The sequence below is a fragment of the Sphingomonas aquatilis genome (assembly GCF_014196115.1).
Classification (GTDB): domain Bacteria; phylum Pseudomonadota; class Alphaproteobacteria; order Sphingomonadales; family Sphingomonadaceae; genus Sphingomonas; species Sphingomonas aquatilis.
The window spans coordinates 1-13,020 of the sequence record NZ_JACIDB010000008.1 but is presented as its reverse complement, the minus strand read 5'-3'; the positions used below and the strand labels follow the sequence as shown (position 1 = coordinate 13,020).

Sequence of the window (13,020 nt, the reverse complement as noted above, 5' to 3'; positions counted from 1 at the left end):
GACATGACCTATCATGCGAAGGTGATCGCGGGCGGCAAGGTGGTGATCCCGGCGGATATCCGCCGCGAGCTCGGCATCAAGGACGGCGATTCGCTGGTCATTGATCGCACCGAGGATGGTGGCGTTCGACTGATGACGTTCGACCAAACCGTACGACAGGCGCAGGCCAAGGCACGGGCGATCTTCGGGGCGGATTACTCCGTCGACACCTTTCTCAAGGAGCGGCGCGCCGACTGGGGCGAGGAATGAGCGCCGTCGTCGACGCGTCGGCGACCATGGCGCTCATGCTGGGCGAGCCGGGCGCCGACAGGGTCCGCGACGTCGTCAGGGGCAGCCTCATGTCGGCCGTCAACATTTCGGAATGTTGTGCGCGGGGCGTCGAGCGCGGTGCGAGTGCGGACGATGTGCTGTCGATCTTGACCATGTATGAGATCACTGTCGTACCGTTCGATCTTCCGCAGGCTCTGGAGGCCGCGCGCCTGCGCGAGCCAACGCGTCCGCAGGGCGCCTCGCTTGGCGATCGCGCATGCCTGGCGCTGGGGCGGACGCGCAATTTGCCGATTTATACGGCCGATCGCCGGCTAGCCGAGGTTGATCCTGCGCTCGGCATCGACATCCGCCTGATCCGATGAGCCGCGCTACATCCCCCATCACCGCCTTCGGCGTCGCCGCGGGCGGGATTGCCGTCTACGCAGGGATGGATGCCATCATGAAGGGGCTGTCCATTGCGAGCGGCGCCTACTTTGCCGTGCTCTGGCGATCGGTGGCGGGAGTGGCGTTGCTGGCGCCGATCTTCATCGCGCGGGGTGGGCGGTGGCCGGCGTGGGCGGCGCTGCGGTTGCATCTGGCGCGCGGCAGCGTCGGTGGCGCGTCGGTGCTGCTGTTCTTCTGGGGCCTCGTGCGCGTGCCGATGGCGCAGGGGGTGGCGCTGACCTTCCTCGCGCCGCTGATCGCGCTGTTCCTGGCCGCGCTGACGCTCGGCGAACGCATCCAGCGCAGCGCGATCGGTGGGTCGCTGGTCGCAAGCCTCGGTGTGTTCGCGATCGCCGCGGGTCAGGTACAGGCGCGCGCGTCGGAAGACATGGTGCTGGGCAGCGTCGCGATTCTGATCGCGTCGATCCTCTATGCGGGCAGCCTGATCCTGCTGCGGCGGCAGGCGCAGGCGGCCGATCCGCTGGAGGTGGCGCTGTTCACCAGCATCGTGCTGGGCGGACTGCTGCTGATCGGCGCACCCTGGTTCGCCGGCGTGCCGCGCGTCGAGGAATTGCCCGCGATCGCCGCATCGGCGGCGCTGGGATCGGTTTCGGCGGTGGCGCTCGCCTGGGCCTATGCGCGTGCCGAGGCGCAGGTGCTGGCGCCCGTCGAATATACCGCCTTCGTCTGGTCCGCCTTGTTCGGCTGGCTGGTCTTCGCCGAGCGCGTGTCGCCGTGGACGGTCGCGGGTGCCGTGCTCATCATCGCCGGGTGCCTGGTCGCGGTGCGCCGCCCCATCCCCGCCCCGCAAACGGAAGCGTCGTTATGACCGACATCCCGATCCGCCCCGCGACGCCCGACGATATCGCGACGATCCTGCGCTTCGTGCAGGACCTCGCCGCGTTCGAGCGCGAGCCCGATGCGGTCGAGGCGACCGAGGCGATGCTAAGCGAGGCGCTGTTCGGGCCGCAGCCGGCGGCGGAAGCGGTGATCGCCGAAGAGGCGGGGGCGCCCGTCGGATTCGCGTTGTTCTTCCACAATTTCTCGACGTGGAAGGGGCGGCGCGGCCTGTATCTGGAGGATCTGTACGTGACGCCGGCAGCACGCGGGAAGGGCGTGGGCGGCGCGCTGCTGCGCCATTTGGCCGCAATCGCGGTCGAGCGGAACTGCGCGCGCTTCGAATGGGCGGTGCTCGACTGGAACGCCGATGCGATCGCGGTCTATCGCCGGATGGGGGCGGTGGGGCTGGACGAATGGACGGTGCAGCGCGTCGAGGGCGAGGCGCTCAGGCGGATGGCGGGACGCTAAGTCCTCCCTCGCACGGTGACGCCGCGTAGCGGTGACGGAGGGGGGTAAGCCGCGAACGTCGTGCTCGTGGAAACGCCCCCTCCACCACCGGCTACGCCGGCGGTCCCCCTCCCCCGCTGACGCGAGGGAGGAATTTCGGCGTGGATCAGTCGCGGCCGGGGACGTCGTGGTCGTGCGGCTCTTCGCCCTGCTTCTTGGCGGCGTCGTAGCGGTCGATCGCTTCCATCACGATGCGGCGCGCTTCCTCACGGTCGCCCCAGGTGCCAATGCGCACCCACTTCTTCTTCTCCAGATCCTTATAGTGGGTGAAGAAGTGTTCGATCTGTTCGAAGACGATCTCGGGCAGATCGTCCTTTTCACCGACATTCGAATAATAGGGGAAGGTCGAATCGACCGGGACGCAGACGAGCTTTTCGTCGCCGCCGGCTTCGTCTTCCAGATTCAGCACCGCGATCGGACGCGCGCGCACGACGCAGCCCGGAATGAACGGCGAGCGCGCGACGACCAAGGCGTCGAGCGGATCGCCGTCCGGCGACAGCGTGTGCGGCACGAAGCCGTAGTTCGCCGGATAGCGCATCGGCGTGTGCAGGATGCGATCGACGAACAGCGCGCCCGACGCCTTGTCGAACTCATATTTGACCGGCTCGCCGCCGGTCGGCACCTCGATGATGACGTTGAGGTCGTCGGGCGGGCTCTTGCCGACCGGAATCAGATCGATACGCATGAAAGTCCCTTGATAATCCTATGCCTGCTGCCCCTCAGCGCGGCATCAGAAGCTTGTCGAGTCCGGTTTCGCCGGTGCCAGTCTTCTGGAGGCGCGGATAGCGGGGACCGCCGTGATAGTCGATGGCGACTTCGCGATAACGCGGCCCGCTCTTGACCAGCAGCTTGATCGGCTCCTTCGAGGTCTGTGCGGCGACGATCGCCGCCTTCAGCACGTCGCCGCTATAGGCGGTGCCGTTGACCGCCTGAATGACGGTGCCGACGTCCATCCCCGCCTTGAACGCCGGGCTGTCCCAGATCACCGCGGTCGCCTCGCCGTCCTTGGCCACCGACAGGCCGATCGAATAGGTCACGTTCACGCCGCCGCTTTTCTCGGCGTTGGTGAAGTATTTCGTCGGTTCGGCGGTGTAGACGAGCTTGTAGCCGTTCATCGCGAAGCCATCGACCGGCGCAGGCTGGCCCGTCTCGGTCAGGCGCTTGGTGAGGAAGCCCGCCCAATCATAGGGCACGATGCCGTTCAGCGTGCTGGCGACGTCGTCGAACGTGTAGGTGACCTCACCCCAGTCGCCGTTGCGGATGCCGAAGAAGGCCTTGGCGAAATCGTCGATCGACTTGGTGCCGCCCGACTTCTGGCGGAGCATCGCATCGACTTCCATCCAGACCATCAGGCCTTCGTTGTAATAGTCTTCGCTGCGCTGCCAGCTGGTCCAGCCCTTGGGGCGGCGTGCCGAGATGATCGGATCGTTGGTGGTATCGATCAGGTCGCGCCACTGGCGCGCCGGGGCGAGATCGTAGCTGCCGGCGATGCCGGCATAGGCGTCCAGCGTGTCCTGCCTGCTGACCAGGCCCGAGCGCGCCTGGAGCACATAGCCCCAGAATTGCGTCTGTCCTTCATAAACCCACAGCGACTTGTCGCGCATCGGCGTGCGATAATCGGGCGTCCACAGCTCGGCACCGCGGCGGAACTTGCCGTCCCAGCTGTGGGTGAATTCGTGCGGCAGCAGGTTGCGGCGGCCGGGGCTGGCGTTCCATTCGGTGAAATAACCCGGCGTCACGCCGTTCTCCGACGAGCGGTGATGCTCCAGCCCAATGCCGCCCAGCTGGTCGCTGATCGACAGCAGGAATTCGTAATGGTTGTAATGATGCGCGCCGAACGTCTTTTCGGCCTGCTCGACCAGCCGCTTGTGCGCGTCGATCTGCTCGGGCGTCGCGGCGAGTTCCTTGGGATCGTCGGCGAAGACGTTAAGGTTCACGCGCTCCGACAGCGGCCACGTCTTGCCGTAGCGGCCGGCGAGCAGCGGCGAATCGACCAGGATCTCGTAATTCGTCTTGTCGTAGACGTAAGTCGAGCCGTTCGCCTTGGCCGGCACCGCGCCCGCCGCGGTCCAGCCGGTCGGGAACTTCACCGTCATCTGGATCGGGATCTGACGGGTGAAATAGCCCGCGGGATACAGGCTGACCGAATTGGGTTCGAGGCTGATCATGTTGGGCGTCGCGACGATGCGGCCCTGATCGGGCTTGGTCGCCGAGATAAACTGAAACTCGACGTCCAGATTGCGCGCGCCCTGCGGCACGTCGATGTGGAAGGCGAAGACATCGACCATGTCGCGCGTCCACGGAATGACGCGGCCGTTCGCCTTGATGACGAGGCCGGCCAGCTTTTCGATCTCGCCACGCGGGCTATGCGCCCCGGGCAGCCACTTGGGGAACAGCAGCGCCATCGGCCCCGCCTTGGCGACGGGGATCGTCTCCTTCACGCGGAAGATGCCCTGTTCGGTGTTGGTCGCATCGACGTTGAGCAGGATCGTGCCGGGATAGGGCGTATCCTGCGGCGCCGGGATCGTGTCGACGAAGGGCACCGGCTGCGGTGCCGAATTGCCGGGCGGGACCTGTGCAAGGGCCGGCGCGGCGGTGGACAGGAGCAGGGAGGCGACGGCGATGGAACGGAGCATGGCGAGCCTTCGGCAAGAAACGAATACACCGGTGTAAGCTTCGCAAAGCCGCGGCGTCCAGCCCTTACGCGGGCAACGGGGAATTCCGCCCCGTGATCTGGCACCATCCGATATCCAAACCCGTCATCCCGGCCTTGAGCCGGGATCCCGCTTCTTCTGCCGGCAATAGCGGGACCCCGGATCAAGTCCTGGGTGACGAGACGAAAAGGACTCAGTTCCCGCCGCCGCCGCCCAGCACGTTGATGGTGAAGGCGATCACGCCGAGGTTGAACACGAAGGCGGCGAGGCACTGGCCGAGCACGACGCGGCGGATGCGCCGCGAGGTGATGGAGACGTCCGACGTCTGGAACGTCATGCCCAGCGTCGCGCTGAAATACAGGAAGTCCCAGTAATCGGGTTCCTTGCATCCTGGAAAGTCGATGCCGCCTGCGTCCCCCTCGCCATCGTCGTCGGCGCTGTAGAACAGATGCGCGTAATGCATGGCGTAGACCATGTTGGAAAACAGCCAGCTCAGCGCCAGCGTCGTCACCACCAGCACGATCGCCAGCGTATCGTTGCGGCCCTTCAATTCGCCCGCCACCGCGACCAGAATCACGCCCATCGTCGCCGCGGTGATCGCCAGCAGTAGCGCGCGATTGGCGTCGTTTTCCCGCGTCGCCCGCCGCATCCGCGCGGCATTGGCGTGGCGGAACAGCGAGACGAGCGACAGGAGAAAGACGATCGCGGCGGCATCGAACGCGCCCATGATCCCGCGCCCCTTGCCGACGATCGGAATCAGGGCGGCCAGCCCTATGGCGAAGATCGCCACGAACAGCGCGAAACGCGGCGGTGCGATGCGGTTGCCGATTCCCCAATAGCGGCGCGGATTGGTCATGTTGGGGTGCTAGCGCTTGGCAGCGGCGTCGCCTAGATACCGCCACCATATGGCCCGTATCGAAACGCCGCGCCGGGTGCGCGGGACCCAGGATATCTTCGGCGACGAGCAGCGCCGCTTCGCAACGGTGATCGAGACGTTCGAACGCGTCCGCCGCCTGTACTGCTTCCAGCGCGTCGATCTGCCCGTGTTCGAGGCGACCGAGGTCTTCGCCCGCTCGATCGGCGAGACGACCGACGTCGTGTCGAAGGAGATGTACACCTTCCCCGACCGCGGCGGCGATTCGCTGACGCTGCGGCCCGAATTCACTGCAGGTATCGCGCGCGCGTTCCTGACCGAAGGCTGGCAGCAATATGCGCCGCTGAAGGTCGCGACGAGTGGCGCGGTGTTCCGCTACGAACGCCCGCAGAAGGGGCGGTATCGCCAATTCCACCAGATCGACGCCGAGATATTGGGCGCGCCCGAGCCGGCGGCGGATGTCGAGCTGCTGGTGATGGCGGACCAGCTGCTGCACGAGTTGGGCATCGCCGAGGGCGTGACGTTGCAGCTCAATACGCTGGGCGACGCCGAGACGCGCGACGCGTGGCGTGCGGGGCTGGTGGCGCATTTCGAGGCGCATCGCGGGGACCTGTCGGAAGACAGCCTGACGCGGCTCGAGAAGAATCCGATGCGCATCCTCGATTCGAAGGACCCGCGCGACCGGCCGATCGCCGACGCCGCGCCGGATATCGACGCTTATCTGACCGATGAGGCGCGCGCGTTCTTCGATGCGGTGACGGCGGGGCTGGATGCGGCGGGGGTTCGGTGGACGCGCAACCCGCGGCTGGTGCGCGGGCTGGACTATTACCGGCACACGGCGTTCGAGTTCGTGACCGATCGGCTGGGGGCGCAGGGCACGGTGCTGGCCGGCGGGCGGTATGACGGACTGGTGGAGTCGCTGGGTGGCGCGCCGACGGCGGGCGTCGGCTGGGCGGCGGGCGTCGAGCGGCTGGCGATGTTGCTGGACGAGCCGGCGGAGCAAAAGCCAAACTTCATCGTGATGTCAGAGGTCGATGACCTCGAAAATGCCCTCATCAGCTTGGCGAAAAGTCTTCGAAAGGTAGGCTATTCTGTCGACATCGTCTCAGGAGGCTCGTTTAAAAAGCGCTATGATAAAGCTCAGTCGAGGGGTGCCGACGCAATCCTGAAAGTAGAAGGCGCAGGTGACGATGGATGGCTTGCCGTGGAATGTAAGATGGGCAAGCTCTCGCGTATTGGGGCTCCTAGAGAGGCGGAGCGCTATGCCGCAGAAGCACTTCGACTGGCTTTCCCCGGATTTCGCGACCTAACGCGAGCCCAAGGCAGTTCTGATTTTCAAGTGCGTGGAGTGGCATGACCACCATCTCCCCCGAACGGATCGCGCAGATCGAGGCGCGGCGGGACGAGTTGCAGGCGCAGATGGCGACCGGCGACCTGCCCTCCGACCGCTTCGTCGCGGTGTCGAAGGAATATGCCGAGCTGGAACCCGTCGCGCAGGCGGCGAGCGAGGTGCGGCGGCTGCGGCAGGAGGCGGACAGCCTAGCCTATATGGCGGAGGATACCGGCGACGAGGAATTGCGCAGCCTGGCCGCGGAGGAGTTGCGCGATAACGCCCGCGCGCTGGAGGCGGCGGACCGGCGGCTGGCGCTCGCATTGCTGCCGCGCGATGCGGCGGACGAACGCGCGGCGATGCTCGAAATCCGCGCCGGCACTGGCGGCGATGAGGCGGCGCTGTTCGCCGGCGACCTGCTACGCATGTACCAGCGCTATGCCGAAACGCAGGGCTGGCGGGTCGAGGTGATCTCCAGCTCGTCGTCCGATGCGGGCGGGTTCAAGGAAGTCGTCGCCAGCGTCACCGGCACGGGCGTGTTCGCGAAACTGAAGTTCGAGGCGGGCGTCCACCGCGTGCAGCGCGTGCCCGTTACCGAGGCGGGCGGACGCATCCACACCTCCGCCGCCACCGTCGCGGTGCTGCCCGAGGCCGAAGAGGTCGACGTGCGCATCGACGACAAGGACCTGCGCATTGACGTGTACCGCTCGTCGGGTCCCGGCGGCCAGTCGGTCAACACCACCGACAGCGCGGTGCGCATCACGCACTTGCCGACCGGCCTGGTCGTGATCCAGCAGGATGAAAAGTCGCAGCACAAGAACAAGGCCAAGGCGCTGAAGGTGCTGCGCACGCGCCTGTACGAAGCCGAACGCGAGCGGCTGGCGAGCGAACGATCGGGCACGCGACGCGCGATGGTGGGATCGGGCGACCGATCCGAGCGCATCCGGACGTACAATTTCCCGCAAGGCCGCGTGACGGACCATCGCATCAACCTGACGCTGCATCGCCTGCCCGAAATCCTGCAGGGCGAGATGGACGAACTGATCGGCGCGCTGATCGCCGAGGACGAGGCGGAGCGGCTGGCGTCGCTGGATGGGTGAGGGCGCGGGGGCCCGCTTCCTTCCTCCGTCATCCCGGCGGACGCCGGGATCCATGGACGGCGGTGTGGCCAGCGTAAGGGTGAAACCGATGCGTCGCGTGTCCCTGGTTCCCGGCGTTCGCCGGGATGACGAAGCGGGTGGAAGGTGAGCGCCGCCAATCTCCGCGCTGCGCTCGCCGACGCCACCGCGCGCTTCGGCTTTTCGCCCACCGCGCGGCTCGATGCGGAACTGCTCATGGCGCACGCGCTGGGGATCGATCGCAACGCGCTGCTGCTCGACATGGAGCGGCCCGTCCCCGCCACCTTCGCAGGCCTGGTCGAACGGCGCGCGGCGCACGAGCCGGTGGCCTATATCACCGGCACGCGCGGCTTCTGGACGATCGACCTATCTGTCGGTCCCGGCGCATTGGTGCCGCGACCCGACAGTGAGACGCTGCTGATCGCCGCGCTCGCGCATTTCGGCAACCGCGCGCCCGTAACCGTGCTCGATCTCGGCACCGGACCGGGGACGCTGTTGCTCGCTGCGCTCGACGAATGGCCGGCGCGCGGGGTCGGTGTCGATCGCTCCGCGCAGGCGCTGGCCTATGCCACATCGAACGCCACGGCGCTGGGGATGGCGCACCGCACCGCCTTCGTCCGCGGCGACTGGGCGGCGGCGATCGATGCGCGCTTCGATCTCGTCCTCGCCAACCCGCCCTATATCGGCACCGACGAGCCGCTGCCCGACGAAGTGCGCCGCCACGAACCGGGCTCCGCCTTGTTTGCGGGTGCCGATGGCCTCGACGATTACCAGCTGCTCGCGGGGCAGCTCGCGCGGTTGATCGCGCCCGGCGGCTGCGCGGCGGTGGAGATCGGCCATACCCAGGCCGCGGCGGTCGCCGCGCTGTTCGCCGCGGCCGGCCTCGACAGTGTCGTCCATCGCGATCTGGGGCAGCGCGACCGCTGCCTTCTCGTCACGCCCCGCACCGCCGGTTGAAAGATGGCACGACCATCCACATATTTCGCTTGTAGGAACGCCCTCGCGCCAGCTATTGGTCGGGCCGGGGCAAGCACCATCGACGATCACAAGGGGTCGTAGGACGGTTACCCGCATCCTTTCGTCATCAGGTCGCCGCATGGGCGGGGGCCGTGACAGGCTCCAGCGTCGCCCCGCAGGGCACGCCGCGGACGCAAAGGATGGCACCGTTTGACCGTGCGTCAGGCCCGAAGGGCCGGATTGGTTTTGAGGACCATTACTCAGATCATGGGACATCAGCTTGATTAACAATCGGCAGAACGGCCGCCGTCGCGGCCGTGGTGGCAACAACGGCGGCGGCAACAACGGGCCGCGGCAGGGTGGCCAGGGGCGTCCCGACAACGGCAATCGCATCGACAGCCGCGCGCGCGGCAACGCGAACCAGCTGTTCGAGAAGTACAAGAACCTCGCCATGGAGGCGCAGCGCCAGGGCGACCGCGTCAACACCGAATATTATCTGCAGTTCGCCGACCATTATTTCCGCGTGCTCGCCGATCAGCGCGGCCGTTTCGAGGATAATCAGCCGCGCCGCCAGCAGCCGTTCGACCTGAACGACGACGAGGATTACGGCGACGAAGGCGAGCCGATCCGGGCCGGCGAGCAGGACGGCGAGGTGCAGGCGCGCGACGGGCAGGGCCGCGAGGATCGCCCGCAGCGCCAGAGCCGCGACCGTCAGGATCGGCAGGATCGCGACCGACAGGATGGCGACCAGCGCCAGGGCCGGAACTGGGACGACCGCGGCAATCGCGAAGAGCGCGGCAATCGGGAGGATCGCCAGCAGCGTGACGACCGCCCGCAGCGCGAGGACCGCGTCCGCCGGCCCCGCTTCGAGGCGGAGCAGGCGCGGGTCGAGGTCGCCGGTCAGCATCGTGCCGATCCGATCGCAGAGGGCGAATCGCTCACCGAGCGCGCCGAGACCGTGATCGCCGCCGACGCCCCCGCGCCCAAGCGCCGCGGTCGCCCGCGTCGGGATGCGCAGGTGGAAGCGCCCGCGGCCGAGGATCAGGGCAATGGCGTCGACGCCGATCGCCTGCCGCCCTCGCTTAACATCGCTGCGGCGAACGATTCCGACGAAGAGGCGCCCAAGCCGCGCCGCCGTCGCACCCCGCGCACACCCGCGGTGGAAGTGCCCGCCGCCGAATAAGCGCGCGATATCCGAACGCCAGAAGGGGCCGGTTCCGACGAGGAGCCGGCCCTTTTTGCTTTGGTGTCGCGGCACTCACCCGGACACGCCACTCCTGCAACGACTGGCGTTCGGCACGGCGCATGCAGGTGAAGCGCCGCATGACCCCGCCCACGCCGACGAGGGAATCGTCGCGCAAAGATGCGGGGACGCGTGCCTTCGCGCCCGCCGTCTAGCGATCGTGCCGTGGTCCCGGCGCGGGCGGGTCGTGCCGCTCGACGTGTTCATCATGCCCGGTGCCCGAACTCAGGAACACCAGACCCATCAGCGCGCCGGCGAGCGCGATCGATCCGCCGACCCCGCCGATCACCGCCGCCATGGTGATCAGGCGCAACGGCCCATGCACCCAGGCAAGGCCGACGATCGCGCCCGCGCTGCACGCCGCGGCGACGGCGATCATCCACGCCATGATGCTGCGAAACCGCGCCCAGGCGTGCGCCGCGAGCGCGGGATCGTCCAGTCCGGCGGGGCGCTGATCCATGGCTTTGCCAATGACGCGCAAACATGATCTGCTCAACCCCGATCCGGCCCGAAGAGCCGGACGGGACCGAGTCGGATGTGACGGAGGAGGATGAACATGACAATCGCGGCAATCCTGCGCACCAAGGGCGACGATGTGATCGCGCTGATCCCGCAGACGCGTGTCGGCGAGGCGGTGGCGGTGCTGGCGGAGAAGCGAATCGGCGCGGTGCCGGTCTGCGACGATGGCGTGCCGGTGGGCATCTTTTCCGAACGCGACGTCGTCCATTGCCTGGCGCAGGCCGGCGCCGGCGCGCTCGACCGGCCCCTGTCCGAGGTGATGACGCAGCCCGTGCAGAGCGTCGGCGCGCAGGAAAACGTCATCGGCGCACTGTCGCTGATGACGCGGCGGCGCATCCGTCATCTGCCGGTGGTCGAGGACGGGCGGATGGTCGGCTTCGTCTCGATCGGCGACCTGGTCAAATACCGCATCGACCGGATCGAGGCGGATGCCGCGGCGATGCGCGACTATATCCAGCAGGGATAGGACGGGTCAGCGCTGCCCCGTCAGGCCGGCAGCGGCCGCTTGCGCAGGATCGCGATCAGCTCGCGCACGGTGCCGCGCGCGAACAGCGCGAGCCAGCCGCCATAGGTCGCGGCCCCCACGCCGACGAGGATCGCTAGCTGCACCGGCGGCGCCAGCGGCGGCAGCAGCGCCTCCACCAGTCGGACGACACCCGCCATCACCGCGGCGGCGATCACCGCCGGCGCGACCGCCCGGATCAGCGCCAGCGGTGCGACGCCGATCACCGGCAGCGACCGCCAGCTGCTCACCGCCAGATACACGGGATAGGCCACCACCCAGCTCCACGCGAGCCCGACCGGCCCCCAATGCACCCCGACCAGGAAGGTCGTGGCGAGCACCAGCGCGCCGAACGCGCCGTTGCGCGCACCGATTCCGGGCCGCCCACGCGCATCGCAGGCGGGGGAATAGAGGACCTGGATCGTCATGAACGGCATCGCCAGCGCGATGATCTGCACCACCGGCGCCACCTCCACCCATTTGGCGTCGAGCACCGTCAGCACCACCGGATAGGCGGTGACGGCAAGGCCGGCGTAGAAGGGCATCGCCGCCAGCATGATGATCCGCACCGATCGCACAAACGCGCGCGACACCGCGGCGTCGTCATGCTGGATGCGCGCATAGGCGCTGAACGCCACCTCGTTGAGCGGCGGCACGAACTTCGACACGAAAATCTGCGCCAGGAACAGCGCGGTGGTGTAGATGCCAAGCTGGTGGGCGCTGAACCAGCGTCCGCCGATGAACACGTCGGCCTGGCTTTGCAGGAACCAGAAGAACTGCCCCGCCGCCATCACGCCGCCATAGCGGGCGAGGTGGCCGGCGCCGCGAAAGTCGAAGCTCGGCCACATCAGCGATCGGGCGCCCCAGGTCAGCATCGTCGCGCGCACCGCGAACAGCGCGATCGGCGCCCACACCAATGTCCACACGCCAAGACCGGCGAGCGCCCCCGCGAGCGCCGTCGCCGCGCCCGCCAGCGAGGCGGCGACATTGGCGGTCGCCTGCCGCCGGAACTCCATCTGCCGGCTGAGCAGCGCATAGGGCAGCGCGGCAAAGGGGGTGACGCAATAGATCAGCGCCTGCACGCGCAGCAGCTGCGCGACCTCGGGCTGGCGGTAATAGGCGGCGGCAACCGGCGCGAGGATCAGCTGCACGATTGCCAGCGTCCCGTTCAGCGCGATCAGCATCCCAAACAGCTGCCGAGTCTGATGCGGTGTCACGTCGTCGCGCTGGATCAGTCCGCTCGCCAGGCCGTAGCCATTGAGCATGTTGAGGAACACCAGCACGACCGAGGTCATCGCGTACAGGCCATAATCGCGCGGATCGAGGATCCGGATGACCAGGAAGGTCGCGGCCCACTGCACCGCCTGGGCGAAAATCTGGCTCCCCGATCGCCACAGAATCGCGCGTCGCACCTGATTCTCGAGTGATTCGGGCCTGTTGTCGGCATGATTCGCGGTGGTGGCCATCTGGCGGGGGGTAGGGGAGGGGGTCTTCACATCCCGTAAATCCCAGCTTTTCTGCGGGTTTGCACGTCCCCTGAAAGAAAAATGCAAAAAAGTGTTTGACCGTTCGGAACACCCCGCCTAGAGGGACGTCACCGCAGCGACGGACCACACGGTTCGCTTCTACGGTCACCGAAATCCAGGCGCCGGGGTCGCCCTCCAAAAAGAGGGATTGACTGGGCGTCGGTTTTTGTCGGCTCTTTGACATTGTAGGTAAGATGAAGGGACATGTGGGCGGCGGCTCGTGTGTTTCGGGTCCTCAAGGCTCGAAGCGCACGTTA

14 protein-coding genes are annotated in these 13,020 nt (G+C 67.3%); 9 read left to right on the top strand and 5 right to left on the bottom strand.

Annotated elements, in window-relative coordinates; genetic code table 11:
• Positions 1 to 3 precede the first annotated feature (3 nt).
• The 4 genes from GGR47_RS14805 to GGR47_RS14790 are packed head-to-tail and all read left to right on the top strand — an operon-like array spanning position 4 to position 2,001.
• Positions 4 to 249 (top strand): AbrB/MazE/SpoVT family DNA-binding domain-containing protein, encoded by a 246-nt coding sequence (locus GGR47_RS14805; RefSeq protein WP_043061169.1) that lies wholly within the window; start codon positions 4 to 6, stop codon positions 247 to 249.
• The gene (locus GGR47_RS14800) at positions 246 to 632 is read left to right on the top strand and encodes a type II toxin-antitoxin system VapC family toxin (RefSeq protein WP_147035791.1); all 387 of its coding nucleotides are present in this window, start codon (positions 246 to 248) and stop codon (positions 630 to 632) included. Before GGR47_RS14805 ends, GGR47_RS14800 begins: the two co-directional genes overlap by 4 nt.
• Positions 629 to 1,522, top strand: coding sequence for a DMT family transporter (locus GGR47_RS14795; RefSeq protein ID WP_147035792.1), 894 nt, complete (start codon positions 629 to 631; stop codon positions 1,520 to 1,522). Before GGR47_RS14800 ends, GGR47_RS14795 begins: the two co-directional genes overlap by 4 nt.
• The gene (locus GGR47_RS14790; RefSeq protein WP_147035793.1) at positions 1,519 to 2,001 is read left to right on the top strand and encodes a GNAT family N-acetyltransferase; all 483 of its coding nucleotides are present in this window, start codon (positions 1,519 to 1,521) and stop codon (positions 1,999 to 2,001) included. Before GGR47_RS14795 ends, GGR47_RS14790 begins: the two co-directional genes overlap by 4 nt.
• A 145-nt stretch (positions 2,002 to 2,146) precedes the next feature.
• Here the strand turns inward: GGR47_RS14790 and ppa are convergent, their stop codons facing one another.
• The 3 genes from ppa to GGR47_RS14775 form a co-directional block, all read right to left on the bottom strand.
• The gene (gene ppa / locus GGR47_RS14785) at positions 2,147 to 2,725 is read right to left on the bottom strand and encodes an inorganic diphosphatase (protein ID WP_017980671.1); all 579 of its coding nucleotides are present in this window, start codon (positions 2,723 to 2,725) and stop codon (positions 2,147 to 2,149) included.
• A gap of 34 nt (positions 2,726 to 2,759) precedes the next feature.
• On the bottom strand, positions 2,760 to 4,676 hold the full coding sequence (locus GGR47_RS14780; RefSeq protein WP_147035794.1) for a M61 family metallopeptidase: 1,917 nt from the start codon (positions 4,674 to 4,676) through the stop codon (positions 2,760 to 2,762).
• 211 nt (positions 4,677 to 4,887) lie between these two features.
• Entirely contained in the window at positions 4,888 to 5,550 is a 663-nt protein-coding gene (locus tag GGR47_RS14775; protein WP_147035795.1) for a DUF1345 domain-containing protein, read from the bottom strand.
• Between the two features lie 49 nt (positions 5,551 to 5,599).
• On the opposite strand from GGR47_RS14775, the gene hisS reads away from it, so the two are divergent.
• The 4 genes from hisS to GGR47_RS14755 all read left to right on the top strand — a co-directional run bounded on the left by hisS (position 5,600) and on the right by GGR47_RS14755 (position 10,156).
• On the top strand, positions 5,600 to 6,925 hold the full coding sequence (gene hisS / locus GGR47_RS14770; RefSeq protein ID WP_244305008.1) for a histidine--tRNA ligase: 1,326 nt from the start codon (positions 5,600 to 5,602) through the stop codon (positions 6,923 to 6,925).
• Positions 6,922 to 7,998 (top strand): peptide chain release factor 1, encoded by a 1,077-nt coding sequence (gene prfA, locus GGR47_RS14765; RefSeq protein ID WP_017980675.1) that lies wholly within the window; start codon positions 6,922 to 6,924, stop codon positions 7,996 to 7,998. The genes hisS and prfA overlap by 4 nt, the downstream gene beginning before the upstream one ends.
• 144 nt (positions 7,999 to 8,142) lie before the next feature.
• Positions 8,143 to 8,973 (top strand): peptide chain release factor N(5)-glutamine methyltransferase, encoded by an 831-nt coding sequence (gene prmC / locus GGR47_RS14760; RefSeq protein ID WP_147035796.1) that lies wholly within the window; start codon positions 8,143 to 8,145, stop codon positions 8,971 to 8,973.
• A gap of 280 nt (positions 8,974 to 9,253) precedes the next feature.
• On the top strand, positions 9,254 to 10,156 hold the full coding sequence (locus GGR47_RS14755) for a DUF4167 domain-containing protein (protein WP_147035797.1): 903 nt from the start codon (positions 9,254 to 9,256) through the stop codon (positions 10,154 to 10,156).
• Positions 10,157 to 10,367: 211 nt separating this feature from the next.
• Here the strand turns inward: GGR47_RS14755 and GGR47_RS14750 are convergent, their stop codons facing one another.
• Positions 10,368 to 10,676, bottom strand: a complete 309-nt coding sequence (locus GGR47_RS14750; RefSeq protein WP_043061179.1) for a hypothetical protein — start codon at positions 10,674 to 10,676, stop codon at positions 10,368 to 10,370.
• A gap of 96 nt (positions 10,677 to 10,772) precedes the next feature.
• On the opposite strand from GGR47_RS14750, the gene GGR47_RS14745 reads away from it, so the two are divergent.
• Positions 10,773 to 11,201 carry a CBS domain-containing protein gene (locus tag GGR47_RS14745; RefSeq protein ID WP_167509728.1) on the top strand — a complete coding sequence of 143 codons (429 nt, stop codon included), beginning with the start codon at positions 10,773 to 10,775 and terminating at the stop codon, positions 11,199 to 11,201.
• 20 nt (positions 11,202 to 11,221) lie between these two features.
• Here the strand turns inward: GGR47_RS14745 and GGR47_RS14740 are convergent, their stop codons facing one another.
• Complete coding sequence (locus tag GGR47_RS14740; protein WP_147035799.1) at positions 11,222 to 12,703, bottom strand: lipopolysaccharide biosynthesis protein; 1,482 nt, start codon at positions 12,701 to 12,703, stop codon at positions 11,222 to 11,224.
• Positions 12,704 to 13,020: the final 317 nt, after the last annotated feature.

Bases quoted from the DNA above. Each gene is read 5' to 3' on its own strand.
- GGR47_RS14805 (WP_043061169.1), top strand. From the start codon at position 4: ATGACCTATCATGCGAAGGTGATCGCGGGCGGCAAGGTGGTGATCCCG.
- GGR47_RS14800 (WP_147035791.1), top strand. From the start codon at position 246: ATGAGCGCCGTCGTCGACGCGTCGGCGACCATGGCGCTCATGCTGGGC.
- GGR47_RS14795 (WP_147035792.1), top strand. From the start codon at position 629: ATGAGCCGCGCTACATCCCCCATCACCGCCTTCGGCGTCGCCGCGGGC.
- GGR47_RS14790 (WP_147035793.1), top strand. From the start codon at position 1,519: ATGACCGACATCCCGATCCGCCCCGCGACGCCCGACGATATCGCGACG.
- ppa (WP_017980671.1), bottom strand. From the start codon at position 2,725: ATGCGTATCGATCTGATTCCGGTCGGCAAGAGCCCGCCCGACGACCTC.
- GGR47_RS14780 (WP_147035794.1), bottom strand. From the start codon at position 4,676: ATGCTCCGTTCCATCGCCGTCGCCTCCCTGCTCCTGTCCACCGCCGCG.
- GGR47_RS14775 (WP_147035795.1), bottom strand. From the start codon at position 5,550: ATGACCAATCCGCGCCGCTATTGGGGAATCGGCAACCGCATCGCACCG.
- hisS (WP_244305008.1), top strand. From the start codon at position 5,600: ATGGCCCGTATCGAAACGCCGCGCCGGGTGCGCGGGACCCAGGATATC.
- prfA (WP_017980675.1), top strand. From the start codon at position 6,922: ATGACCACCATCTCCCCCGAACGGATCGCGCAGATCGAGGCGCGGCGG.
- GGR47_RS14750 (WP_043061179.1), bottom strand. From the start codon at position 10,676: ATGGATCAGCGCCCCGCCGGACTGGACGATCCCGCGCTCGCGGCGCAC.
- GGR47_RS14745 (WP_167509728.1), top strand. From the start codon at position 10,773: ATGACAATCGCGGCAATCCTGCGCACCAAGGGCGACGATGTGATCGCG.
- GGR47_RS14740 (WP_147035799.1), bottom strand. From the start codon at position 12,703: ATGGCCACCACCGCGAATCATGCCGACAACAGGCCCGAATCACTCGAG.